The organism is Tenggerimyces flavus, from assembly GCF_016907715.1.
Lineage (GTDB): Bacteria > Actinomycetota > Actinomycetes > Propionibacteriales > Actinopolymorphaceae > Tenggerimyces > Tenggerimyces flavus.
Window position 1 is genome coordinate 840,440 of sequence record NZ_JAFBCM010000001.1, and the last position, 25,551, is coordinate 865,990.

General features: G+C 67.7%; 18 protein-coding genes. 10 read left to right on the forward strand and 8 right to left on the reverse strand.

The window, feature by feature from the left end; translation table 11 throughout:
* The first annotated feature begins 35 nt into the window (after nucleotides 1-35).
* From JOD67_RS04110 to JOD67_RS04120, 3 genes are all read left to right on the forward strand, one after another.
* Complete coding sequence (locus tag JOD67_RS04110) at nucleotides 36-524, forward strand: ATP-binding protein (protein WP_205115365.1); 489 nt, start codon at nucleotides 36-38, stop codon at nucleotides 522-524.
* A gap of 3 nt (nucleotides 525-527) precedes the next feature.
* Nucleotides 528-1,328 carry a hypothetical protein gene (locus JOD67_RS04115; protein ID WP_205115367.1) on the forward strand — a complete coding sequence of 267 codons (801 nt, stop codon included), beginning with the start codon at nucleotides 528-530 and terminating at the stop codon, nucleotides 1,326-1,328.
* A gap of 72 nt (nucleotides 1,329-1,400) precedes the next feature.
* Nucleotides 1,401-2,930 (forward strand): helix-turn-helix domain-containing protein, encoded by a 1,530-nt coding sequence (locus tag JOD67_RS04120; protein WP_205115369.1) that lies wholly within the window; start codon nucleotides 1,401-1,403, stop codon nucleotides 2,928-2,930.
* Here the strand turns inward: JOD67_RS04120 and JOD67_RS04125 are convergent.
* On the reverse strand, nucleotides 2,927-4,786 hold the full coding sequence (locus JOD67_RS04125) for an ArnT family glycosyltransferase (RefSeq protein WP_205115371.1): 1,860 nt from the start codon (nucleotides 4,784-4,786) through the stop codon (nucleotides 2,927-2,929). The genes JOD67_RS04120 and JOD67_RS04125 overlap by 4 nt on opposite strands.
* 98 nt (nucleotides 4,787-4,884) lie before the next feature.
* Here JOD67_RS04125 and JOD67_RS04130 point away from each other — a divergent pair, with 98 nt between their 5' ends.
* Nucleotides 4,885-5,427, forward strand: coding sequence for a GNAT family N-acetyltransferase (locus JOD67_RS04130; RefSeq protein WP_205115373.1), 543 nt, complete (start codon nucleotides 4,885-4,887; stop codon nucleotides 5,425-5,427).
* A gap of 453 nt (nucleotides 5,428-5,880) precedes the next feature.
* Here JOD67_RS04130 and JOD67_RS04135 read toward each other — a convergent pair whose 3' ends face one another.
* The 3 genes from JOD67_RS04135 to JOD67_RS04145 are packed head-to-tail and all read right to left on the reverse strand — an operon-like array spanning nucleotide 5,881 to nucleotide 8,997.
* Nucleotides 5,881-7,359, reverse strand: a complete 1,479-nt coding sequence (locus JOD67_RS04135; RefSeq protein WP_205115378.1) for a purine-cytosine permease family protein — start codon at nucleotides 7,357-7,359, stop codon at nucleotides 5,881-5,883.
* A gap of 10 nt (nucleotides 7,360-7,369) precedes the next feature.
* The gene (locus JOD67_RS04140) at nucleotides 7,370-8,038 is read right to left on the reverse strand and encodes a cyclase family protein (RefSeq protein ID WP_205115380.1); all 669 of its coding nucleotides are present in this window, start codon (nucleotides 8,036-8,038) and stop codon (nucleotides 7,370-7,372) included.
* 2 nt (nucleotides 8,039-8,040) lie between these two features.
* Complete coding sequence (locus JOD67_RS04145) at nucleotides 8,041-8,997, reverse strand: ribose-phosphate diphosphokinase (protein ID WP_205115382.1); 957 nt, start codon at nucleotides 8,995-8,997, stop codon at nucleotides 8,041-8,043.
* A 216-nt stretch (nucleotides 8,998-9,213) separates the two neighbouring features.
* Between JOD67_RS04145 and JOD67_RS04150 the strand changes: the two genes are divergently transcribed.
* Genes JOD67_RS04150 through JOD67_RS04165 form a run of 4 tightly spaced genes read left to right on the forward strand, consistent with a single transcriptional unit; the run spans nucleotide 9,214 to nucleotide 18,999 of the window.
* Nucleotides 9,214-12,513 carry a hypothetical protein gene (locus JOD67_RS04150; RefSeq protein WP_205115384.1) on the forward strand — a complete coding sequence of 1,100 codons (3,300 nt, stop codon included), beginning with the start codon at nucleotides 9,214-9,216 and terminating at the stop codon, nucleotides 12,511-12,513.
* Between the two features lie 18 nt (nucleotides 12,514-12,531).
* Nucleotides 12,532-16,566 carry a hypothetical protein gene (locus JOD67_RS04155; protein ID WP_205115386.1) on the forward strand — a complete coding sequence of 1,345 codons (4,035 nt, stop codon included), beginning with the start codon at nucleotides 12,532-12,534 and terminating at the stop codon, nucleotides 16,564-16,566.
* 23 nt (nucleotides 16,567-16,589) lie between these two features.
* Entirely contained in the window at nucleotides 16,590-17,954 is a 1,365-nt protein-coding gene (locus tag JOD67_RS04160; protein WP_205115387.1) for a hypothetical protein, read from the forward strand.
* A 10-nt stretch (nucleotides 17,955-17,964) separates the two neighbouring features.
* Nucleotides 17,965-18,999, forward strand: coding sequence for a hypothetical protein (locus tag JOD67_RS04165; RefSeq protein ID WP_205115388.1), 1,035 nt, complete (start codon nucleotides 17,965-17,967; stop codon nucleotides 18,997-18,999).
* Between the two features lie 470 nt (nucleotides 19,000-19,469).
* Here the strand turns inward: JOD67_RS04165 and JOD67_RS04170 are convergent, their stop codons facing one another.
* On the reverse strand, nucleotides 19,470-20,396 hold the full coding sequence (locus tag JOD67_RS04170; protein ID WP_205115389.1) for a PAC2 family protein: 927 nt from the start codon (nucleotides 20,394-20,396) through the stop codon (nucleotides 19,470-19,472).
* Nucleotides 20,397-20,635: 239 nt separating this feature from the next.
* Between JOD67_RS04170 and JOD67_RS04175 the strand changes: the two genes are divergently transcribed.
* Nucleotides 20,636-22,498: an acyl-CoA dehydrogenase gene (locus JOD67_RS04175; protein WP_205115391.1), complete on the forward strand. Its 1,863-nt coding sequence runs from the start codon at nucleotides 20,636-20,638 to the stop codon at nucleotides 22,496-22,498.
* 55 nt (nucleotides 22,499-22,553) lie between these two features.
* Here the strand turns inward: JOD67_RS04175 and JOD67_RS04180 are convergent, their stop codons facing one another.
* Nucleotides 22,554-22,973, reverse strand: a complete 420-nt coding sequence (locus tag JOD67_RS04180) for a RidA family protein (RefSeq protein ID WP_205115392.1) — start codon at nucleotides 22,971-22,973, stop codon at nucleotides 22,554-22,556.
* 14 nt (nucleotides 22,974-22,987) lie between these two features.
* Nucleotides 22,988-23,959: an LLM class F420-dependent oxidoreductase gene (locus JOD67_RS04185; RefSeq protein WP_205115393.1), complete on the reverse strand. Its 972-nt coding sequence runs from the start codon at nucleotides 23,957-23,959 to the stop codon at nucleotides 22,988-22,990.
* A gap of 318 nt (nucleotides 23,960-24,277) precedes the next feature.
* Between JOD67_RS04185 and JOD67_RS04190 the strand changes: the two genes are divergently transcribed.
* A complete protein-coding gene (locus JOD67_RS04190; RefSeq protein ID WP_205115394.1) occupies nucleotides 24,278-24,655 on the forward strand; it encodes a VOC family protein in 378 nt (125 codons plus the stop codon).
* An 8-nt stretch (nucleotides 24,656-24,663) separates the two neighbouring features.
* Here the strand turns inward: JOD67_RS04190 and JOD67_RS04195 are convergent, their stop codons facing one another.
* The gene (locus tag JOD67_RS04195; protein ID WP_205115395.1) at nucleotides 24,664-25,548 is read right to left on the reverse strand and encodes a glycoside hydrolase family 43 protein; all 885 of its coding nucleotides are present in this window, start codon (nucleotides 25,546-25,548) and stop codon (nucleotides 24,664-24,666) included.
* Nucleotides 25,549-25,551: the final 3 nt, after the last annotated feature.

Consider the following 25,551-nt stretch of genomic DNA (forward strand, 5'->3'; position numbering starts at 1 on the left):
GGCGAGCGCCACGCAATTCCGGCTAGGGTCCCGCCATGGGACTGGAACGGCTGTACGTCGTCGCCGGCGCGCCCGGCGTCGGCAAGACCACGCTGCTCCCAGCGCTTGTCGCGGAGGCGGACGGCGAGGTGGTCTTCGACACCGACGAGCTCCTCGAGGACGGCAGCCTGATCGGCGTACCCATCGCCACCATGGAGGCCGCGCCGATCTGGCCCGCCTACAACCGGATGTGGGAACGAATCATCAACGCCGTAAGGCGAGCCGGGCACCCCGTCATCTTCCTCTCCGCTGTCCCCGACGAAGACGAGCTCACGGCAGACGTGCACTGGGCAGGACTCGACTGCGCCGACGCGCTACGGAGAACTCGGCTCGAGGCCCGCGGCTGGGTCGAGGAGGAGATCGAGGATGCGATGGTCGACGCGAAGGCGCTCCGCTCGTTGATCGCGCCCAGGTTCGACACCGACGACCAGGACGCCAGCGCACTCGCTCGGCGAATCCTGCAATGGGTAAGGAAGAATCCCTAACACATGCGGATCCAAGCGATCTCGGTCAACCACGGGACGAACGAGTACGCCGAGCTCATGCTGCGCTCCCTCCTCGCCCACCACCGCGACCACCCCGACCTCGACGTCAGCCTGCTCTGCAGCGGCGACGAGGACCTCACGCCGTTCGATTGGGCCACCACACAAGGCGTCGACGTCACGCACACCGGCTACCCGCTCGACGTGCCTGTCACCACCCACGGCGAGATCCTCCGCGACGCCGTCCTGGCCAAGCCCGACACCGACGCCTACCTGTTCGTCGACGCCGACGTCTGCTTCACCGCGGACCACACGATCGACACCATGGCCGACGAGCTCGAGGCAGATGACGACACTTTCGCCATCCAGGCAAGGTGGCTGCTCGAGGACGGCACCGAGTTCGTCGGGAGCGACGCCGTCCAGACGCCCTGGATCAGGCAGTCCGTACGCCCGGGCGCCGACCAGCCCTGGTCGGATCCGGTCGAGTACCAGGTGACGATCGGCGACCGCGTCCACCCGTTCTGCACGCTGATCCGCAACAATCCGGTCTTCCGCAGCGTCGTACAGAACGTGGGCCTCTCCCCCGCGATGACAGAGTGCGTCAACGGCGGGCGGTGGTGGGACACGCTCGGCCTGCTCACGCAGGTCATGAAGACGCACGGCCAGACGTGGCGGCGCTCCAAAGCAGGCGTCCAGCACTTCGGCAGCGTCAGCTTCTCGCAGGACTGGGCGAAGGAGAAGGCGGCGAGGCGCGACGCCCTCCTGGAGCACTACCGCAACGTCACGACACGGGTTAGAGGCACCTAGCGACGTCCCACGACACGCCGAGACATCCCCCACGACATGCGAGTACGTCACATGTGAGATACGTTCTCCCGCATGACGGAGGACTACCTCGCCCGGATCGGCAATCTCATCCGGGACTCGCGCAAGCACCGTGGCTTGACGCAGACCCAGCTCGCCGAGGCGCTCGGCACCAGCCAGAGCGCGGTGAACCGGATCGAACGCGGGCACCAGAATCTCAGCCTGGAGATGATCGCCCGCATCGGGGCGGCCCTCGACAGCGAGATTGTCGCGCTCGGTCACACGACGCCTACGCATCTGCGCGTCGTCGGCGGCAGCCAGCTCTCCGGCGCGATCGACGTCAAGACCAGCAAGAACGCGGGCGTCGCCCTCCTCTGCGCGAGCCTGCTCAACAAGGGCCGCACCACCCTCCGCAAGGTCGCCCGCATCGAGGAGGTCAACCGGATCCTCGACGTCCTGCACAGCATCGGCGTCAAGACTCGTTGGCTGAACGAGGAGAACGACCTCGAGATCGTCCGCCCCGAGCAACTCGACCTTGACGCGCTCGATCTCGAAGCAGCGCGACGTACGCGTTCGATCATCATGTTCCTCGGCCCGTTGCTGCACGACGAGACGAGGTTCAAGCTCCCGTACGCCGGTGGCTGCGACCTCGGTACGCGCACGATCGAGCCGCACATGCACGCGCTGCGCCCGTTCGGCCTCGAGGTCAAGGCGACCGGCGGCTTCTACCACGCCGAGGTCGACCGCTCCGTCTCGCCGAAGCGCCCGATCGTGCTCATCGAGCGCAGCGACACCGGCACGGAGAACGTCCTACTCGCCGCGGCCCGCAATCCGAGCGTCACGATCATCCGGAACGCCAGCCCCAACTACATGGTGCAGGACCTCTGCGTGTTCCTGCAGAAGCTCGGCGTCCAGATCGACGGCCTCGGCACCACCACGCTCACCGTGCAGGGCGTCGAGGAAATCTCCACCGACGTTGACTATGCGCCGTCGGAGGACCCGATCGAGGCGATGAGCCTGCTCACCGCGGCGATCGTCACCGGCTCCCAGCTCACCGTGCGGCGCGCGCCGGTCGAGTTCCTCGAGATCGAGCTCGCGATCCTCGAGGAGATGGGACTGGACTACTCGCGCAGCAATGAGTACGTCGCCGCCAACGGCTTCACGCGACTCGTCGACCTCGAGGTCCGCCCGTCCAGGCTGCACTCGCCGATCGACAAGATCCACCCGATGCCGTTCCCGGGCCTGAACGTCGACAACATCCCGTTCTTCGCCGGCATCGCTGCGGTCGCGCACGGGTCGACGCTGATCCACGACTGGGTGTACGAGAACCGCGCGCTTCACCTTACGGAGTTGACGAAACTCGGCGCGACAGTCAAGCTCGCCGACCCGCACCGGATCTACGTCGAAGGCCCGACCCGCTGGCGCGCGGCCGAGGTGATCTGCCCGCCCGCGCTCCGTCCGGCCGTGGTGATCCTGCTCGGCATGATGGCGGCGAAGGGTACGTCGGTGCTGCGGAACGTGTACGTGATCCACCGTGGCTACGAGGAACTCGCCGAACGCCTCAACCAGCTCGGCGCGCAGATCGAGACGTTCCGCGACATCTAGCGGAAGCGCACGACCTCGACCGAGTTGACGTCGCCCGTCGTTCCGTACAGCGTCCGCGAGACCGGCCGGTCGCCGATCAGCTGCGTCATCACGGCGTCGGCGGCCGGGTTCGGCTGGGACGGATAGTGGAAGATCACCATCGGGTGCGACTTGTCGAGCCGGTACAGCTGGGAGAAGCCCAGCACCGAGCACTTCGCGTACCAGCCGACCTCGGTCGGAATGTTGAACGTGTACGAGGGTCCGACGATCGTGCACGGATGCTGAAGGCCGAGCTCCTTCGACGCCTGGACGAGCGGGCCGCGCCGCGCCTCGGTGATCTCGAGCGTCCGGTCCAGCGTGATCGTGGTGCCGACGACCTGCACGGCCGCGAGCACCGCGGCGATGACGAGCAGCACGCCGGAGTGTTTGCCGGCTCGCGTCGCGAGCAGGTGGATCCCGAACAGGGTCAGCGCCATGATCGCGAAGAAGACGAACCGCTGCTCCCCATGAGAGCTGATCCCGAGCAGCAGGAACTGGAAGCTCGACGCGAGCGTGAGAACGACGATCCACCGCTCGTGCTGGGCGATCCGGCCGCGTAGCAGGCGCCAGACGAGCAGTGCCCCCAGGAGGAGGCCGCTCAGGATCAGGACGCCGCCGAGATCTCCGCCGAGTCGGTCCGGAAGCCAACGTACGTAGTCGACCAGGCCTTGCCCGATGTACTGCCTGCCCGCACCCGTTCCTGCCGCCGTCATGATGCCGAGCGGGGAGTCGAACTCCCTTTGTGCGTGGAGAAAATGCGGGACCATGCCGCCGAGGAAGATCACCGCGGCGCCGAGGACGTGCCAGCGCCGCTGCCACCAGGAGCGCCACCCGTACGCGAGGAAGGCCGCGAGCACGATCGCGGCGATGCCGCTGATCGCCCCGTACCGCAGATAGAACGTCAGCAACGCGACACCGGCCGCGACGAAGAGCAGGTACGGACGCTCCTGTGTACGGATCACGAGGTAGGCCACGACGAGCAGCAGGCCACTCGAGGGAATGTCAGTAAGGCTTTCTGACATTCGGACGACGAACGGCGCCATGCTGAGCACGACGAGAACCGTCAACGCCGCTTGGGCTTTCGACGCGAGCTTCGCTCCGACGAGATAGAGCGCGAGCAAAGTACCGAGGGTGAGCAGCAGGCCGACAACGCGGAACGAGAACAGGCTGTTGTGGATGGCGAGGGCGACCGACCCGAGCGCGGGCAGGACGAGCGGCCGCGTCTCCATGAAGCCGACGTCGGGGAGATCGGTGATCCAGGAGCGCGATTTGTTCGCGTACACCGACTCGTCGTGGCCGATGTAGAGGTTGGCCGTGCTCGCGACGAACCAGACGACGACGGTCGCGGCCAGCGTGATCAGGACGAGCGTGCGAGGCGAAGGGAGGCGCCGCCCGCGCAGATCCGCGTTGGTAGGAAGGCGAATCCTGTTAACGAGGTCGAGCGTTCGCGCCGGCGCGCAGAGGATGACCACGCAGACGAGGGTGGCCGCGATCAGGTCGAAACCCTCCGACTGCGCGCTGAGACCGTAGGCCACGAGGTAGGCGACGGTCGCGGCGCCGAGGATCAGCGTGAGAACGGCGGCGACCGCTCGCAGCTGGGCGGGTCGCGCGGCCGGCAGCGTTCCGCGGAGCAGGATGAACACGAGCCATCCGAGGGCCGGGAGCCAGAGCAGCGGAGCGGGGCTGCTGCGGTCGATCGCCACCGCGTGCAGCAGCAGGTCGGTGAGCTTGGCTGCCGACGTGGCGAGCGCGGCGACCAGCGCGACCAGGCTCGCGGTCGTGCCTCGGCTGGGGGTGTTGGCGCGCTGGGTCTCGAGGGCGGCCGCGCTAGATACCACTGTGTGTCCTGTCGGTCTGGTCGTCCCGGTCCGCCGAGACTACCGAGCGGGGCTATTGGAGATGCGGGTGACCGGCCGTTCTCGTAGGGTCCCCGTCCGTGGACTCGGTGACGATCAGGACAGAGCAGCAGGGCGACGAGGCGGCGATCCGTACGGTCGTGGAGGCGGCGTTCGGCGGCCCGCACGTGGCGGATCTGGTCGACGCGCTACGGACGTCGCCGGGCTGGGTGCCAGAGCTGTCGTTCGTGGCGGTGGCGGGCGAGGACGTGGTGGGGCAGGTCCTGTTTACCCGCTGCCGGCTGGACGCGCCCGCGCGATTGGTCGACGTGCTGACGCTCAGCCCGCTGGCCGTGCATCCATCGCATCAGGGCCAGGGAGTGGCGACGCGCCTCGTACGCCACGGGCTCGCGGCGGCCGCCGAACGAGGGGTCGAGCCGCTCGTCTTCCTGGAAGGCGACCCGAGCTTCTACGCGCGGTACGACTTCGTCGCGGCCGGCTCGCTGGGCTTCCGGCGTCCCTCGCTGCGCATCCCCGAGCCGGCATTCCAGGTCTATCCGCTGCCCACGTACGAGGACTGGATGACCGGCACGTTCGTCTACTCCGACACGTTCTGGGCCTACGACTCCGTCGGACTGCGTTAGCCTCGATCTTTCATCTGGCGGTGGGTTCGACCGGTCCGCGCTGGGCCCAATGATCATGTTTACATGATCATTGGCCGCTTTACGTGGGGTGGACGCCAGGTAGAGGGGGCACTGGCCGGGTAAGGCGACCACGACGCTTCACCTACGGAGTGCCATCCCGCTCGGATCGCTTGGACGTCGCACGCCCAGTCTCCCCAGCAGGACAGGCACTTCTGTCCTTCACAGGCCAGTTTCGCCCACCAACATCTGAGATCCCGAGGCTAGGCCGTGTCTGTCAAAGATCGCCGGGCGCGCGACACCCCACAGAAGTCAGCAGAGGCCGCCTGGACGCGGTGCACCTCGTCACCCATATAACCAATATGAGTTCCTCCTGCACCACGCCCAGCCGGGCGCGGGGCGCCGCGCGTACGCGCGCTACGCGCGCTTTTGCCGACGCTCTTTGAGAGACACGCCCTAGCCCGCGGTGATCGGCTCGGTTGGACGATCCGACGCCGGCACGAACCGGGGACCGTCCGGCCCGAAGACCCCGCGGCGCTCCGGGGACACGAACAGCAGCACCAGGTAGATCACGCCGGCGAGCACCATCGTCACCACGAGGCTGAGGTCGATCCCGCCGGCGATGTTGCGGAGCGGACCGGCGATCAGCGGCGTGTTCGCGAGGCACAGCCCCACGATCGTCGCCGGAATCCACGCCGCCAGCCCGCGCCAGTTCAGTCCGGCGGCGAACCAGTACAGCCCGCCGCGCTGGCCGCGGTTGAACACCTGCAGGTCGTCCGGGCTGTACCAACCCCGCCGCACCAGCCAGCCGATCATCATGATCACCATCCACGGCGACGTGCAGATCACGATGAGGACGGCGAACGCGTTGATGCTCTGCACGATGTTGAACACGAAGTTGCCGATGAAGATGAACAGCACCGCGAGGGTCCCGATCAGCACCGTGGCCTGCACGCGCGACAGCCGCGGGAAGATCGAGGAGAAGTCCAGCCCCGTTCCGTACAGCGACGTCACACCGGTCGACATGCCGCCGACGAGCGCGACGATCATCAACGGAATCGCATACCACAAAGGCGAAATGGCCGCCAAGCCGCCGATGTAGTTCGCCGGGTCCGCCACCAGCGTGGCCGTCGCGACGCCGAAAAGGAACGGCACCAGCGTCGCCAGTTGGGCAAGGAACGGCGCCGCCATCAGCTGCACCGGACGGTACGTGTCGGGGATGTAGCGGCCCCAGTCGCCGAGGAACGCGCCGAACGAGATCGGGTTCGACACGACCGTGAGGACGGCGAGCATCCAGGTCGGCCAGAACGATCCCAGCACGTACGTTCCCGTTCCAGGGAAGGAGAACGAGAACGACGACGCGTACGCCACCACGCCGAGCAGCATCATCACCGTGGCCGCGATCACCGCGACCTTGTTGACCGCGAGCATGAACTGGTAGCCGTAGATGCACACCGCGAGGACGGCGAGCGCGATCACGCCGTACGCAACCGCCCGCAGGACGTTCCCGCCGGAGATGTCAAGCAGCCGTTGCGCCGCCCCGACGATCGCGTCGCCGCTCACCCAGACCGAGATCGAGAAGAACGCGATCGCCGTCAGCAGCGAGAGGAACGAGCCGACGATCCGTCCGCGGACGCCGAAGTGGGCTCCGGACGAGACCGCGTTGTTCGTGTGGTTGCGCGGGCCGAACAGAGCCATCGGCGCCAGCACCAACCCGCCGACGACGACGCCGACCACGGTGGCGGAGGCGGCCGCCCAGAAGCTCAGGCCGAACGCGATCGGCAGCGTGCCGAGGATGATCGTGGCGAACGTGTTGGCGCCGCCGAACGTGATGCGGAACAGGTCGAACGGCGTCGACGTCTGGTCCTCGCGCCGGATCGGCTCGATCCCGTAGCGCTCGACCTCGAGAACGGGGGGCGGGGTCGCATCGGACATGCGCGGAACCCTAGCTGTTGATGATCTCGCTGGCGATAGCGCGGATCGGTGCACCGTCGGCGCCGCCGAGCTTGATCGGCAGTAGGCTGACCAGCGGGTCGGCGAAGTCGATGTCGGCGAGGCGGGTGAGGTTCTCGGCGATGATGCCGCCGGCCCGCGAGATCGTGTGGTGCACGGCGAAGTCCGACGGCGGGCCGTCGAGCACGGTCTCGTCCGGGCTGAGCGCGTCGATGCCGACCGTACGTACCCCCAGGTCCATCAGCCGCCGCGCCGCGTCACCGTCGAGGAACGGGTGGTCGTAGTAGCGCTCGGTCCCGAAGTACTCCGACCAGCCGGTGCGCAGCAGCAGGATCCGACCGGGGCCGAGCACGGACTCGTACGGCGCGAGGTCGGCCCAGCCGATCCGCGACCGCGGCTCCCGCCCGCTCACGTCGGCGACGACGCCGACACCGAGGAACGACGCCAGCGGCACCTCGTCGATCCGCGCTCCGTCGGAGACGAAGTGGTACGGCGCATCGACATGCGTCCCCGTATGCGACCCGATGTGCACGTGCAGCACGTTGAAGCCGTCGGCCTCGATCGTCGTCGCCGGATGCAGCGAGGGAACGGGATCGCCGGGATAGATCTGCGTCGACGAGTCGACCACCTGCGACAGGTCGACGACCTTACTAATCCGCACGGCTAGAGCGTCGAGGGTGGACCGAACAGGCTGCTGACCGACTCGCCGAGGTGGATCCGGCGGATCGCCTCGGCGAACAGCGGCGCGACCGAGCGGACCTCGAGGTTGGCCAGCCGCTTCTCCGGCGCGAGCGGAACGGTGTTGGTGGTGACGATCTCGGTGATGTCGTCCTGGGAGGCGAACCGTTCGATCGCCTTGCCGGTGAACAGGCCGTGCGTGCACGCGATCGCGATTCGCCCCACCTGACGTTCGCGGAGCCGGTCGAGCAGCTCGATGATCGAGCCGCCAGTGGCGATCTCGTCGTCGAGAACGATCACGTCCTTGCCGTCCACGTCGCCCACGATCGCGTCGATCACGACCTGGTCGTCGGCGAGGCGCCGTTTGCTGCCCGCCGCGACCGGGATCCCGAGCAGCCGCGCGAACACCGAAGCGGGCTTGGCGTTCCCGAGGTCGGGTGAGACGACGACGGTGTTGGCGAGGTCCTTGCCGCGGAAGTGCTCGGCGAGCTCCGCGATCGCGTTCAGGTGGTCGACGGGGACGCTGAAGAAGCCGTGCACCTGCGGCGCGTGCAGGGCCATGGTGAGGACGCGCGAGGCGCCGGACGTGGCGAGCAGGTCGGCGACGAGTCGGCCGCCGATCGAGATCCGCGGCGCCTCCTTCTTGTCCGACCGCGCGTACGCGTAGTGCGGGATGACCGCGGTGATCTGGGCCGCCGACGCGCCACGGGCGGCGTCGAGCATGAGCAGCAGCTCCATCAGGTGCTCCTGAACGGGAGGCACGAGCGGCTGCACGATGTAGATGTCACGTTGCCGGCAGTTGGCCTGCAACTGGACCTGCAGGCAGTCGTTGCTGAACCGCTGGATCGCGGTCGGCAGGAGGTCTACCCCAAGCGCGGTGCAGACCTCTTCGGCGAACTCCTGGTGGGCACTCCCGGTGAAGACACCGATCTCTCCTCGCACGGGTCAAACGCTACCCGTCGCCATCGCGGCATCGTGCTGCCACCCACCATCGCGTTTTGGACAATCAGCTCATAACACCCCTGGCGATCGGCCCAAGTCCAAAATATAGGTAGCCATCGCCCAAATGTACGTACTTTCACCGATAGAACGGGCGACACCGCGTGCCCATACTCACGATCGGAGGGCTGCACAAGGACACCATCGAGGGGGGCACTCGTGTCCGAACGGGACGATCATGTCGCGCTCAGTCATGCTGAACCGATCACCGAGGCCTTGAACGCAGGAACGCTGAGCCGGCGTGGCTTTCTCGTCATCGGCGGCGGTGGCCTGCTGGTCGCCGGCGTCCAGGCCACAGCGCCAGGTTTGCTGGGCAAGGCGTGGGCGGCCGAGACGCCGTCGCACCAGCTCGAACTCACCCGGGCCGCCGACATGCTCCGGCTGAAGTTCGACTTCTACAACCTCGTGCTCTCGACGAGCACGAACCCGCCGCAGCTGACGCGGCAGAACGCCGGCCAGGACGCGTACGTCGTGGTCACCTTCCCCTCCCAGCACGTGATGGAGGACCCGGTCCTCGAGACCGATCCCCGGCCAGCTCCCGGCGCGGTCAAGACGGAGGCAGTGGAGAGCAGCCACCTCGGGTTCAAGGTTCCGGCGACCGTGACGTCGCTCCCCTACACCGAGAGCGCCCTGTTCGCCTGGTGGCAGTGGATCATGAACGTCGTCCCCCGGGCACTGCCAGCGGGAACGCCACCGTTCGAGCCAGGCGAGCCCACTCCGGCGTACGTCGAGCCGGATGCTCTCCAGACCGACCTTCGGCTGGTCGACTGGCTGCACCTGTCACCGGACAGCCTCACCACCTGGACCCACGCCGCGGCACCCGTCACCCACGGCGCGCGGACCGAGCTCTGGCACACGAGGCTGGTCAACCGCGACGACGAGAACCGGCCAGACGTCCTGTCCGGACCGACCTCGCTGCGCGCTGTCTACACCGAGACGCCACCGAACGGCACCCCCTTCACGGTGTTCGGCCCGAATCACCCGAACGAGATCGTGCAGAACACCTCGGACTTCTCCGCGCCGTTCGTCAAGGAAGCGGGCACGGACCTGGTGCTCCTCAGCGCGTTGGGTTCGTCCCTCGAACTCGAGGGCACGTGGGACACGACCAAGGGCGCCACCCTGATCAAGTGGCGGCATCGGTCGTCGATCGGCCGCGACAACTACGTCCGCCTGGAGAACGCAGGCTTCTTGTTCCCGTTCGGCAACCGGGCCGTCCTCGTACGTGAGAGCCAGCGCCGGATCGAGAACGGCGTCGCGTACCTGTTCCAGAACCTGTTCATCATCGTCAAGGAGCCAGTCAAGTCCTTCCCCGACGCGGCCAACGCCGAGCCTCGACCGAACGCGTTCCCGTTCCGGCGAATTCAGCTCACCACGACCGTGACGCCGACGCTGGCCCAGAGTCCCGAGCTGATCCTGACCGGGAAACAGAGCTTCTGGGTCCAGATCGGCGACACGCCACGAGACCTCGCCTTCCCCGTCGTCGCGACCGACCTGGAGGGGCGGAAGATCGAGTTCAGCTGCCCGCTGGCGTTCGTCTTCGCCGGCTACAGCCCGACCGATCTGAACGCGAAGTACAACCCCGCCCTCGACGAGGCGCGCGGAAGCGGACCCGGCACGGTCCTGGCCGAGCTCTACCAGGACTACGGCAGTCTGGAGAGCTACGCCCAGCTCGCGACCGACAAACGGCGCGCGATCTCGTTGAAGGGCCAGCAGGTCGGCTTCGCCACGCCACTCCAGCCGGGCGAGTCCGCCTATCCCGTCCAGACCTTGTACCTCGGCGCCGACATCAACGAGCAGATGCCTCCCGACGAGCGCATCAAACGGGACCTGCCGAACTTCTACCCGACAGTGCTCGCCGCGGACGTGCGGCTGCCTGCGGTGGAGGCGATCGCGGGGCCGGGCGCCATCTCGACGATCGGGTTCGACCCCGCGTACGCGAAGGCACCGAGCACGCTCGCTGCCGGTGCTGCCGCAGCCGCTGCCGAGGTGCCGGACGTCTTCGCCCGTGTGCAGACGAACGTCGCCAAGATGGGCGAACTGCTCGAGTACGTCCAACAGCTGCCCGGCAGCACGGATCCGAACGCCACGGTCGGAGCCACCTTCAAGGCGGAGAACGTCGGCGGGATTGCCGTACCCAACCTCAACGTCGGTGCGCTCTCTCGACGGTTCGGCCCGGTCAGCGGAACGGCCGACAAGATCAGCGAGCTGCGAGATCAGGCGAAGTTCGACCCGAACGACTTCTTCACCGGAGAAGCGACGAAGTTGCTCGGCTCGATCCCGCTCAACGAGATCCTCGGGGCGGCCAACGTCACGGACCCGAAGGGCGGCGGGCCGACGATCAAGACGACGGTCGTGTACCCGAACGGGAACACGAACCAGCTGCCCGAGGCCGTCGTCACCAAGCTCGACTGGAACCCCGCACTCAAGAACCAGAACCAGGACGCCACCGATCCCGACAAGTTCGGGCCGTTCGAGGCGCACGGCAACGGAGTTGCCGCCGAGCTGGAGCTGCATGGCGAGTTCCGCGTCAACCTCCAGACCGGTGAACGTACGTCGAAGATCACGGGCGAACTGCGCAACTTCACCATCCACCTCGTGGATCGCAACGACAGCTCGCTGTACTTCCTGGCCATCGTCTTCAACAAGTTCAGCTTCGAGCAGCACAACGACAGCAAGCCCAACCTGACACCCGATCTCGGGACCGTCATGTTCAAGGGGCCGCTGAACTTCATCAACACGCTGCAGCGCTACCTGCAGACCGGCGGCTCGGGACCGAACATCGACGTTCAGCCGAGCGGCATCACCGCTGGGTACACGCTGGCCTTGCCGACCATCTCACTCGGGGTCTTCTCCCTGCAGCAGCTGAGCTTCTCCGCCGGGCTGAGCCTGCCGTTCGACGGCCGCCCGGTGAGCGCGCGGTTCGGATTCTGCAGCAGGGAACAGAAGTTCCTCGTCAGCGTGTACGTGTTCGCTGGCGGTGGGTTCTTCGCGCTCGAGCTCGGGCCGAGCGGTCTGGTGATGATGGAGGCGGCGATCGAGTTCGGCGGCAACCTGTCGCTGGACATCGTCGTCGCGAGCGGCAGCATCACCGTGATGGCCGGCATCTACTTCCGGCTCGAGAACAACGACGAGATCACCCTCACCGGATACCTGCGGGCTACGGGTCGGCTCAGCGTGCTCGGCCTGATCACGATCACCGCCGAGTTCTACCTTGGCCTGACCTACAGCAACGCGGGCGGCGCCAACATCGTCGAGGGCGAAGCGTCCCTCAAGGTCTCCATCGACATCTTGTTCTTCAGCGTCTCGGTGACACTGCGGGTCCGTAAGCAGTTCGCCGGGCCGGACTCTGCCAACGGGGCAGCGGCACTCGCCGCCGCACCCGCGGCGGAGCAGCCCGAGTTCGCCGACCTGATGACGCATTCCGACTGGACCGCTTACTGCGACTCGTTCGCCGCCTAGGAAGCCAGGAGCATCCCCATGGTTTCGCAGACAGTTACGTGGACCGTCCTGCCGAACGGCGTGAAGAACGGGCGGCTCCAGCTCTCCGTGTTCGTCTCGCCGCGACTCGTCGCCGACCAGCCCGAGGACACGTTGGAGACGTTCTCCGACTGGCATGACTGGCCGAAGAAGCCGCTCGAGTTCTACGTGACCGTCGGGGACGCCCCCGAGGTCAAGGCCACTCTCGTCGGGCCGAGCCCGCGGTCCGACCTGTGGACGAAGCTCTTCACCAAGGACTCCCGGGTCTTCAGCAGCAACGGGGCACGCGTCGCGGCCCTGGACAAGCGGGTGATCCGCTCGGCTCCGACGAAGACCGTGAAGGACCTCGTGCGCGGCGAGTACTCCGCGCTCGCCGCATGGTGGTCGACCGATCCGCCGACGGGCTACACCTATTACCCACCGGGCTGCGGTGGCGGAACGTCGGACGGCACGGTCGAAACCAACGGTGCGAGTCCGAGTCCCAGCCCGAGTCCCAGCCCGAGTCCCAGCCCCACCGGCGGAGAGCCGCCGCGACGGCCGACCCTGCAGCTGCACCGCGTGCAGCTGACGTCCGGCGAGCGAGAGCAGATCAGCGGCGCGATCAAGCTGGTTCTGGAACGGCAGCGATGGGTCAAGGGAACCGAACCAGAGTTCGACGGCATCCACCCGGCGAAGGTGAGCTTCCTCCTCGTCGAGCAGTTCCACCGCCGCGACAAGGCCAACAACCCACAACCACCGAACCAACCCCCACCGCCGCCGAAGGCGCTGGCTGACGAGGCGCCGCGGCTCGACTTCCACACCGCGGTCGGATCGATCGTCGAGTACCCACCGCTGCTGCGCATGTTCGGGCTCGTCCGCGACATCTCGATTCCGCTGCCCGCGGCCAGCCCGTCCGTTCTCGTCAAGGTGCGTCCGGTGTGGGACCACATCGCGAACAGCGTCGACCAGACGCCCGCCACCGAGTGCGCGATCACGAACTCGTCCTTCGTCGCGGTCGCGAGCGAGGACTCGTTCATGAAGAACGGCCTGCTCGAACTCGAGCGGCCGGAGTTCGACGTCGTCGACATCGACCCCGACGCGGCCGCCGCCAAGATCTCCGCCAGTGCGCAGACGTTGGCCAAGATCGCGTACGACTCACGGCGGAGGACCCTCCCGCAGCCGCCGCCGGCCCTCGAGTCGCGCGGTCTCTCCTTGACCCAGACGAACAGGGCGGAGAAGCTCGACGCCCTGCTCAACAAGGCGATGTCCCTCGAGGCGAGCCTGCAGTCGAAGACCCTGGCCGAGATGGTCGTCCGAGCCGAAGACATCAACCGCGGGTTCCGCCTCGATGTCTGGGACGACGCCACGAAGGCCTGGCACAGCCTCTGCCTACGCAAGGGCGCGTACACGTTCGCTGGCATGACCGTCAACGTCGACGACGAGGGCGCGATCATCCCGGCGCACACCGAGCAGGAGGATCAGCAGGACGCGACGATCTACCTGCACGAGTCGCTGGCACGCTGGGCGGGCTACAGCCTGGTCGCCCCGCGTCCCGGCAAGGGCACCAGCGACAGCGGAGAGCTCGTCGGCGGCGACACCGATCCCGATCCCTCGTTCGACCTGAAGGCGACCTTCAAGGCGGCACCAGGAACGTTGCCGAAGCTCCGGTACGGACGCACCTACAAGTTCCGCGCACGCACCGCCGACCTGGCAGGCAATGGCCTCCGGCTCTCCGACGTTCCCTCCAACGCCTCCCAGGTGAGCGAGACGATCAAGTACCGCCGGTTCGAACCGGTGGATCCGCCGAGCGTGCTGTTCCGCAAGCCTCGTACCGAGGGCGAATCGCATGAACGGTTGGTCATTCGCAGCAACCACAACCAGCCGATGGTGGCCGACAGCCAGCGCCACCTGACACCGCAACGGGTCGCCGAGCTGACCGCGGAGCAGCACGGGATGTTCGACGTCCCGAAGAGCCTGCTCAATCCCGGCGGCATGAACCGAGCCGCGTACGGGCAGATCGCCGACAGGGATCCGGGCACGTTCGCGACTCTCGGCAAACCCGACCCGCTCGGGCAGGACCAGAGGTACTACGACGCCGACCAGCTGAAGCTGCCGTACTTCCCCGACCCGCTCGCGCGCGGCGTCGCGTTCGTGGGCCTGCCCGGCCTCTCGGCGGACGCGGTCCACACCGAGGACTTCGACTACGGGTTGCTGCAGAGCTGGCCGGACGCGCGACCGTTCCGCATCCAGCTCATCGAGGGAACCGGCCAGCCACAGTTCGACCAGTTCAAGCGCGTCCTGATCGTCAAGATCCCCAAGGGGCGCAGCTTCGACGTTCGGTACAGCAGCCGGATCAACGCCTCGGACCGGGAGCTGCTCGGGCCGTGGGGCTGGCTGATGAACTGGATCGCCGACGGCAACGACCTGCCAGCAGACGTGGCCCAGGCCGACCTGGAGGAGTGGGCGGTCAAGGGGCAGCTGTGGCAGCTCACGCCGTACCGCACGTTGACGCTCGTGCACGCCGTTCGGCAGCCGCTCCTCGCTCCGGGCTTCACCAAGCCGGTCGCGATTCGGAAGATCGGCGACACCACGGCCAAGATCGCCGACAAGGTCACCCTCGACCGAGCGAGCACCGTTCGGCTCGACCTGGTCGCGAGGTGGACCGAACAGCTCGACGTCCTCGGGGAGACAGAGCCGAAGCCGCGCAACGGCGAGGTCGTGGCGTACCAGGTGCCGATCGATCTCGACGACGAGGCCGGCGACCTGCAGGTGCTCGACAAGACGCAGGAGTTCCACGACACCAAGTACCGCAAGGTCAGCTACGAGCTCATCGCGACCACCCGATTCGCCGAGTACTTCGTCGAGCGCAAGAACGTCGCGCTCCTCCCGCCCGGTACGGAGACTCCGGTGTCGGCCGCCGGCTTCGTCCCCGGGACGGAGGCGCTGACGTCCACGACCGGCACGCGCACGACGTACGCGCGCGGCGTGGACTACGACGTGAACTACGCGAAGGGAACGGTCACCGCGAAGCCTCCGCTCAAGGGCGCGACGGTCGAGGTCGCGTTCGTCGCCCCGCCGATCACACGAGTGAGCACCGAGGCCAAGCCGCGAGCCGTGGTGGACGTGCCGAGCACCGCGCGGCCGATCGCGCCGGACATCGCCTACATCGTGCCGACGTTCGGGTGGGCTCGGACGGGCAGCGGCAACCAGTTCACGAGCACCCGGTCGGGTAACGGCCTGCGCGTCTACCTCAGGCGTCCCTGGTACTCCTCCGGCGACGGTGAGCAGCTCGGCGTGATCGTTCCGCAGGCGCAGCCAGATCCGATCCAGCTCGCCCGGATCGAGCGGTACATCACCACCTGGGGTCAGGACCCGGCGTTCAACTCTGGCGCCGCTGATCCGCAGCTTCAGGTGTCGCCGTTGCGCACCCAGTTCCCGTTGGCGATCCGGCCCAAGTCCAACCTCAAGCTCGCCGAGTCCGACAAGGACGCCGGACTGACCGACCGGGTCGCCGTCGCGCCTCACGATGTCGGGTACGACAAGGAACGTCAGCTCTGGTACTGCGACGTCACGATCAACCGCACGGACACGGCGTACACCCCGTTCATCCGGCTGGCTCTCGCCCGCTACCAGCCGATCTCCCTCACCGGTGTCGAGCTCTCGACCGTGGTGCTGGCCCAGTTCGCCCAGCTGAGCCCGGACCGCACCATGACGGCTGTCGTCGACTCGGCGGACCCGACGAAGGTCAAGGTCACCGTGACCGGCCGGACGTACGTACCCGTCACCGGCACGACTGAGCGAGCGTCGGTCAAGGTGCTCGTCCAGACCGCCAGGACGGGGGTTCCGGGCGATCTCGCGTGGGAGACGGCGAGCACCGTCGACCTCCCGGTCACCGCCACCGCTCCGCTCGCCACCTGGTCCGGCACGGTGACGCTTCCCGGTCCGCGCGGCAGCAAGCCGTTCCGCCTCGTGGCCGAGGAGTCCGACCAACTCGGCAAGAACCAGACCAACACCACGACCAGCCGCCTCGTCTACGTCGACGCCATCCAGATCTGACCCCCGTCTCTCCAGGAGAAGCCATGCGCCCGGCTCGTCTTCGCCGCTTCGCCGCCGTTGTCGCCGCGCTCGTCGCGACCGCGCCGTTCGCCATGACGGTAGGCCCGGCGGCAGCCGGCGAGTCCGACCGACCCACCACGCCTGAGGAACTGAAGTCCTCCGTCATCGCTCGCGGCGCGGCTGCCAAAGCTCGCGTCGCCGGCGGCGCTTCGGTGACCGCTCTGCCACCCGGCGGCGTCGGCAACGGGATCTTCCAGTTGTACGTCGAGCAGAGCACACCCGGCAACGGCACGTTCACCGTCCTCACGGGGCCCAACCACCCAGCCGGCCCCGGACTGAACGTGCTGTTCGGCAACGGGATCCCCGGCACCAGCTACCTGATGGTGAAGCACGTCACCGTGCCCGACGAACCGGGCGACGAGGAGTCGACGCGCGTCTACGTCCAAGGCCCTCTGATCACGCACGAGGACGAGATCTCCCTGGACGAGAGCCGCCTCGGAGTCGAACTCGGCACGACGGGCTACGAGGTGGGGTGGTCCGCCTACTTCGGGTACCTCTACGAGACGGTGGAGGTGCACGGCTCGACGCTCGCCGACACGAGCATCGAGGTGACGACCAGGATCGAGCCCTATGAGTGGGCGCTCAACGATCGTTACCAGATCCAGCACATCTGGGACGTCGCGGCGGGCGCTGACGACGGGCCCGTACTCCAGACCCAGCAGGCCGACACGGTCTTCCGGCCGTTCGCCGCTGTCGGCACGACCGAGCACACCCTGAACGCCTCCGAGAACCACGTCGTCGTCGCCGACAACGACGCGAACCCGGTGCCGCCGAACCTCGGCATCGCCATCTCCAGCGCCGGACCGAGCTGGCTCGATCCGACACCGACGCCGCCGGACTCGGTGAAGTACGTCTGCTGGCCGCAGGCTGTCTACGCGCCGATCGGTGAGTACGAGGTGGACGAGACGTACGACGTGAGCACGCCCGCATCGTCGTGCACGAACTCCAACAGCAAGAACGACTCCGCCGTGGTGTCCCTCTGGTCGGTGAACAACCCCGGAGGTCCGACCTCGGTCACGCAGACTCTGTTCTCCAGCCCGCGAACGCCGTATCCGACGGTGATGACCGCGACTCCGGTGCTGCTCAACCCGCCCGTCTTCACGGCGACGCTTCGGGACACCGGTGCGAACAAGCCGTTGGTCGGGCGAACGGTCTCGTTCGTTGTGGGCAACACCGTTCGGTGCTCGGCGGTAACCGACGCGACAGGTACGGCCGGGTGCGGGACGCTCGTTGACCGGCTGGCCGCTGTGCTGGCATTGGGCTACACGGCGCGCTACGCCGGGAACGCGATCTGGGCACCCGCGTCCAAGCGCGCCGGAATTCTGTAGCCTCGGCCACATGCCGGGTCGAATCGCCTATCTCGCAAGGGGAAACGGCTTCGGTCACGCGGCCCGGGCGTTGCCGGTCATCGACGCACTGAACCGGCTCGATCCCGCCGTCGAAGTGCGGCTCGCGTCCGCGGGTACTGGTGCGGAGTACCTGCGGATGCGCGGTCGTGGCCATGACGATCTCGGGTTCCCGGATGAGGACGATCACGACCAGGACGCCACCGCCAAGCTGCACGCGTACCTCGCCTCCATGCCCGAGCTGGACCTGGTGGTGTGCGACGAGCTGCTCCGGGTGCCGGCGCTGTGCGATCTGATCGGCGTTCCTTGCGTGTTCGTCAGCTGCTTCCTCGGTACGGATCCTGGCCAGGATCCACGCCAGGACATCATGCTCATGGGCGCTCGGCGAATCGTCATCCCGGACTGGCCGGAACTGCACAGCGTTCCGCCTTTCCTCGACCAGGTGGAGTTTCTGGGCCCGATCGTGCAGCCGATCGCGATGTCGCGAGCAGCCGCCCGGCAGGAACTGGGCATCGGCGACTCGTTCGTTGGCGCTGTGTCCCTGGGCGGACTGACCGCGAATCGGCTTACGTACCAGCGAGAACTGCTGCGAACCGCGCTTGCCCTGTGGGAGCAGAACGCGCCGTCCGATGGCGCGCTCTACGTCCTCTGCGGCTCGGCGGTTGCGGCGGCCGAGCTCGGGATCCGCTCGGACGACGCACGAGTCAGGTGGATCGGGTACGAGTCGAGCCAGGATCCCGATCTCTACCTGCGCTCGGCCGACGTCGTGTTCCCCTCACCCGGCTCGGCGATGCTGAAGGTAGCCCGGAGCGGGATCCCGGCGGTCGTCCTGCGCGAGCCGAACTGGCCGGTCGGCCGGCAGCACGTTCAGCACCTCGCCGGCCGTTCGTCGGTGCACGTCGGTTGGAACGGTGACGCCTGGACGACGGTGACGGACGCAGGCGTCGCGCCCACTTCCGAAGGGCTCTGGTGGGGAGAGCCCAGCGACCTCGCGAAGGTCATCCTGGCCGAGCTTCCGCGCGGCTAGAGGTCGTGTCTGGCAAAGAGCGCCGGTCATCGCGCGTAGCGCGATGGCGCGCGCGTAGCGCGATGGCGCGCGCGTAGCGCGATGGCGCGCGCGTAGCGCGATGGCGCGCGCGTAGCGCGATGGCGCGCGCGTAGCGCGATGGCGCGCGCGTAGCGCGATGGCGCGCGCGTAGCGCGATGGCGCGCGCGTAGCGCGATGGCGCGCGCGTAGCGCGATGGCGCGCGGCGCCCCGCGCCCGTATGGGCGTGGTGCAGGAGGAATTCATGTTGGCTATATGGGTGACGATGTGCACCGCGTCCAGACGGCCTCTGCTTACTTCTGGGGGTGTCGCGCCTTACCCGGCCAGTGGCCGCTCTACCTGGCGTCCACCCCACGTAAAGGGGCAAATGATCATGTAAACATGATCATTGACCCCGGGGCCGGGGCGGGGCCGGGCCGGGGCGAACCGACCGCCGGACGAAAGATCGAAGCTAGTCGGGGTTGTCGCCGGTGTCCTTGCGCTCGTGCTCGGCGAGGAAGCGTTCGAAGCTCTCTGCCAGCTCGTCGCCGGTCGGGAGCTCGCCGCCGGCGGCTTGGAGGAGGTCGGCGCGGTTGGACTCCTCGGCGGTGTACGCGTCGTACTGCTGCTCCAGCTGGGTCACCACCTGCGCGACCTCAGTGGACGACGACGTCTGCTCGTCGATCTGCACGCGCGCCTGCTCGGCGGCCTCGTGCAGGTCGGAACTGGGGAGGGCGAGGCCGGTGGCCTTGGCGAGTGAGTCGACCATGGCCGCGGCGGCGGTCGCGTACTCGGACTCGGCGAGGTAATACGGCACGTGCACGGCCAGGCCGAACGTGTCATGTCCGCGTTCGGTCAGGCGCAGCTCGAGCAGCGACCCGACGCTCGCTGGGATCAGCACCGAGTGCTTCCACGAGCGCTCGCCGGCGATGAGGTCGGTCCGGTTGCCGTGCGTCGTGAACGCCACCGGGCGGGTGTGCGGGACGGCCATCGGGATCGCGTGCAGCTCGACCGCGAGGCCGACGTTCCACGCCTCGAAGAGCTCGGTGACGCCGGACACGAACCGGTCCCACTGCACGTCTGGCTCGCGGCCGTCGAGGATGAGGAACGGCGTCCCGTCCTGGTCCCGCACCAACACGACCTCGATCACCGGCTGCTGGTAGCCCGTGTAGTGGTCCTGGTCGAACGCGATTCGCGGCCGCCGGGACCGGTAGTCGATCAGCTGGTCGGCGTCGAAGCGCGCGATCACCCGGCTGTCCAACGTCGTCCGCAGGTGCTCGATCGCGAGCCGCGTCGAGCTCCCCGCGTCCACGAACCCGCTCAGGCCGTGCACCAGCACCGCCCCGTCGAGCTCGGGCACGTCGGGCTCGAGTTCGTACAGCTCACCCGGATCCAGCATTCCTCCATCCTCCCCCTTCGCGGACATCGCGTCGCACAAGAGTCGGCGGCGCCGTTGCATTGGGAAGACCGGTCCGACTGGTGAAACTCATCGGCCCTGGCGCGGCGTGACGTGGCTCACATCCGACGCGGGCATCTGACGTGATCCACTTGCACAAGTTACCGCCGGGTAGGACCATGGAGGGGAAGTTACCGACAGGTAGTTCCAAGCGTGACCTGACTCGAGATGGAAATGCTGTCATGAGCCATTACAAGAGCAACCTCCGTGACACCGAGTTCACCCTCTTCGACGTACTGGGACGCGACGAGCTGCTCGGCACCGGGCGGTACGCCGACGTCGACGTCGACACCGCGAAGAGCATCCTGAGCGAGATCGCGCGGCTGGCCGAGGACCAGGTCGCGGCCTCGTTCGAGGACGGCGACCGCAATCCCCCGGTCTTCGATCCCGCGACGCACTCGGTGACGATGCCCGAGTCGCTGCGCGCGTCGTTCAACGCCTGGGTCGACTCCGAGTGGTGGCGGCTGGAGATCGACCAGGAGATCGGCGGCCAGCCCGTTCCGCCGTCACTGCGCTGGGCCGCGGCAGAATTCGCGCTGGGCTCCAACCCGGCCATGTTCATGTACGCGAGCGGCCCGCGCTTCGCGACCGCGATCTACCGCAACGCGACCGAGTCGCAGAAGCGGGTCGCGGAGCTCATGATCGAGCGCAAGTGGGCCGCGACGATGGTGCTCACCGAGCCGGACGCGGGCTCCGATGTCGGCGCCGGGCGTACGAAGGCGTTCCCGCAGGCCGACGGCACGTGGCACATCGAGGGCGTCAAGCGCTTCATCACCGCGGGCGAGCACGACCTGTCCGAGAACATCATCCACCTCGTGCTCGCGCGTCCGGTCGGCGTCGAGGGCGCCGGCGGCCCGGGCACGAAGGGGCTGTCGCTGTTCATCGTTCCAAAGACGCGCTTCGACCTGCAGACCGGCGAGCTCGGCGAGCGCAACGGCGTGTTCGCGACGAACGTCGAGCACAAGATGGGGCTGAAAGTTTCGACGACCTGTGAGCTGACTTTCGGCGACGGGACGCCGGCGGTCGGCTACCTGCTCGGCGAGGTGCACGACGGCATCCGGCAGATGTTCCAGGTGATCGAGTACGCGCGGATGATGGTCGGCACGAAGGCGATCGCGACGCTGTCGAGCGGGTACCTGAACGCGCTGGAGTACGCGAAGACACGCGTGCAGGGCCGCGATCTCACCCGGCAGAGCGACCGGTCCGCGCCGAGCGTGCCGATCACGAACCACCCGGACGTACGCCGTTCGCTGATGACGCAGAAGGCGTACGCGGAGGGCCTGCGCGCGCTCGTTCTCTACACCGCGACGCAGCAGGACGCGATCGACATCGCTTCGTTCAACGGTACGACGGACGACGCGGCGGAGCGGCTGAACGACCTGCTGCTGCCGATCGTCAAGGGGTACGGCTCGGAACGCGCGTGGGTGCAGCTCGGGACGGAGTCGCTGCAGACGTTCGGCGGCTCGGGCTTCCTGCAGGACTACCCGATCGAGCAGTACGTGCGGGACGCGAAGATCGACACGCTGTACGAGGGCACGACCGCGATCCAGGGCATGGACCTGTTCTTCCGGAAGATCGTGAAGGACAACGGCCAGGCTCTCGGCGCTCTTTCCGCGGAAGTTTCGGCGTTCGCCTCGTCCGAGGCGGGGAACGGGCGGCTCAAGCTCGAGCGCGGCCTGCTCGCGTCGGCGCTGGAGAACGCGCAGGGCATCGTCGGCGCGATGGTCGGGTTCTTGCTGAAGGCCAACCCGGCCGGCGACAACCCGGACCCGACGGCGCTGTACCAGGTCGGCCAGAACACGACCCGTCTGCTGCTCGCGCTGGGCGACGTGGTGTGCGCGTGGCTGCTGCTGCGCAAGGCCGAGGTCGCGATCGCGCGGCTCGACGCGGGCGAGGTGTCGGCGAAGGACCAGGCGTTCTACGAGGGCAAGGTCGCCGCGGCACAGTGGTTCTGCTCCCAGGTGCTGCCGCGGTTGGCTTCGGAGCGCGCGACCGCCGAGGGAACCACGAACGACCTGATGACGTTGTCCGAGGACGCCTTCTAAAACCGGGGCCAGCTGAACGAGGGGCACCTCTTGTCGGAGGGTGCCCCTCGTTCTCTTATGCGGGTTGTTGGAAGCGGTCGTGCGGGACGACCGCGATCGGGACGACCTCGACGACGAGCTCCGGAATCACCAGGCCCGCGGCCTGGATGAGGATGCTCACCGGCGCGGTCTCCGCGGGGAAGTGCCTCGAACGGACGTGCTGGATCGCGGGGAGATCGTCGCGGTCGACGAAGTAGATCGTCTGCGAGACGATGTCGTCGAGCCTTCCACCGACCGCCTCGAGAATCACGCGAACGTTGTCGAACGCTTTCTCCAGTTGGGTTTCCGCGTCCCCTACACCGACCACGTTGCTGTCGGCGTCCCAGGCGACCTGGCCGGTGACGTGGACGACCTGACCATCGCCCTGGATCACGCCTTGCTGGAACGAGCGCCCGTTCGGCGCCCAGATCCCGGCGGGGTTGTAGCCGTCAACCAAGGCGATCTCTCTTTCTAGGAAGAGAACTTGAGCTGCCGCAGCGTCTCGCCGAGCAGCTGGATGCTGTCGAGATCGTACGCGAACGGCGTGTTGAACAGCAGGCCGTCGAGGCCGGCGTCAACCAGCGCTTGCGCCTGCTCCAGAACCTGGTCCGGGTTGCCGGCGATGACGCGGTCGGCCCACAGCTCCTTCGGCGCGTCGAACCGCTGGCGGACCTCCTCCGAGAGTTCCGCGGCCTTCTCGGCAGTTGGTGCGATGATCACCGAGCCGAGCCGGGTCTTGGTGATCTCCGCGGGGTCGCGGCCGATGTCCTCGCAGTGCTTGGCGATCACGCCGACCTTGTGCCGGACCTGCTCCGGGTTGCCGAAGATGTTGGAGGCGTCGCCGTACTGCGCGACGAGCTTCAACGTCCGTCGTTCGCCACCGCCGCCGATCATGATCGGCGGACCGTTCTCGCGCAGCGGGCGGGGATTGTTAAGTGCGTTGACGATTCGGTAGTGCTTGCCCTCGAAGCTCGGCCGGTCCTCGGTGAACATCGCCTTGCAGATCTGCAGGGCTTCCTCGAGCCGGTCCAACCGCTCGCCGTCGGAGGGGAAGTCGTAGCCGTACCCCTCGTGCTCGCTGATGTTCCAGCCGGCGCCGATGCCGAGGATCGCGCGGCCCGCGGAGACGGTGTCGAGGGTGGAGATGATCTTGGCGAGGTACGCCGGGTTGCGGTAGGTGACGCCGGTGACCATGGTGCCGAGCAACGCCTTGCGCGTCCGCGCGGCGATGCCACCGAGCAGCGTGTACGCCTCCAGCATCTCGTCGGTCTCAGGGCCGACGCCGTGCGGGAGTTGGTAGAAGTGGTCCATGACCCAGACCGAGTCGAAGCCCGAGTCCTCGGCGGTCGTCGCGATCGCCGCGATCTTCTCGAACAGCCGGTCTGGCGGCGTGTCTGGATAGGTGAAGCTGGGAATCTGGAGCCCGAGACGGGTCAGTGCCACGGCAAGAGTCCTTTCCGGTAGACCTTCTCGCCAAATTACAAGCCGGCTAACGACTTTGCCAACAACCTGGACCGCACTCCACCCACCGGCCTTCGGCGCGACGACCAGCGGCCACCTGCAGCTGGTGCCCGTGACGGTGGCCGGTGCCCGGTGGCGACTGGCGGCGTGCTTGCCAAGTGGTGGCGACCGCTTGGGTCGGGGGCACCCTTGTCCGAACCTATGGGACCAGGGCGCCCCTCACCCCAACCCGCCACGCCAACGCGTGGTGGGGCGGGTTCCGGAAGACCATCGTCCGGAACCCCGTCTACCGTGCCGGCCATGGCAACCAAGTGGACGCTCGGCGGCGACGCGCTCGACCCGATCAAGCTGGCGGAGTTCTGGGCCGCCGCTCTCGGCTACGTCCCCGAGCCCGGCTCCTACGACGACGACTGCGCCTCGCTCATCGATCCCGACGGCGTAGGCCCGGTGATCGGGTGGCTGCGCGTACCCGAGGCCAAGACCGCGAAGAATCGGCTGCACTGGGCTCATGGCGACCGCTCGCACGTGTCGGCCGCGGGCGGCCTCCCCGGCATCGGGTCGCGGTGCTCGGCGGCGTCGGGTGGCCTTGCGGCGACCAGACGGCGGCCTTCGGCCGGAGGGGCCGTCCTCGGACCCCGGAAGCCGACGCCGCCGAGCGCGGTGGCTCGGCTTGTGTGACTCTGCGGCTATTCGCGGGCGACGGTAGGGCGGCCGTCCTCCCAGACGACCTCGTCGATCCAGAACTGGCGGCCGGGTGGCTCTTTCACCTTGCCTGGTTGCCAGGCGTGGTACGCGAGCCAGGTCCGCCCCTCGAGCGTCGTCATCGAAGCGTGCCCGGGCCCAGCAACTTCGGTACCCCCAGCCAGGATGGGGTTCTCGGCCGCCTTGATGAACGGTCCGAGCGGTGAGTCGGCGACCGCGTAGCCCTCGCCGTACTCGGGTCGGTCGAACGCGTTCGCCGAGTAGAACAGGTAGTAGCGACCGTCGCGCGGCCAGAGGAACGGCCCCTCGACGAGGTTACCCTCCCACGGAACGTCCTGCTTGATCAGCTCTACCACCTTGCCGACGAGCGAGCGCGGCCCCGCCAGCTGCTGCAGGTAGATCCAGGTGTCGACGCCGATCGCGTTGCCGTCGTTCTTCCACAGCAGGTACGTCGTACCGTCGCCGTCGACGAACGGGCTCGCGTCGATCGAGCCGCCGTTGTCCTGGTCGAGCAGCGGTCCGTCGGTGTCGTCGACGAACGGCCCCTCCGGCGAGTCCGCGAGAGCGACGCCGACGGCCTGCCGGTCGGTCGCACGGCAGTGCGCGGTGTAGTACATCGCGTACCGGCCGTCCGGCCACGGCAGCACCTCAGGCGCCCAGGTACGACCGGGAATCACCCACGACGCAAGGGCAGGCATCGCATCGCCCACCTCGCGCCAGGTCGACAGATCTTCCGACGCCAGCAGCTGCACGTTGCCGAGCGTGCCGTTCGTCGCGTACGCGTAGTAGTGGGCGCCCTCCCCGACCCGTTCGTCCTCGATGCGGAGGACGAACGGATCAGGAAAGTTGCCTTCGTAAACGACTCCCATCGA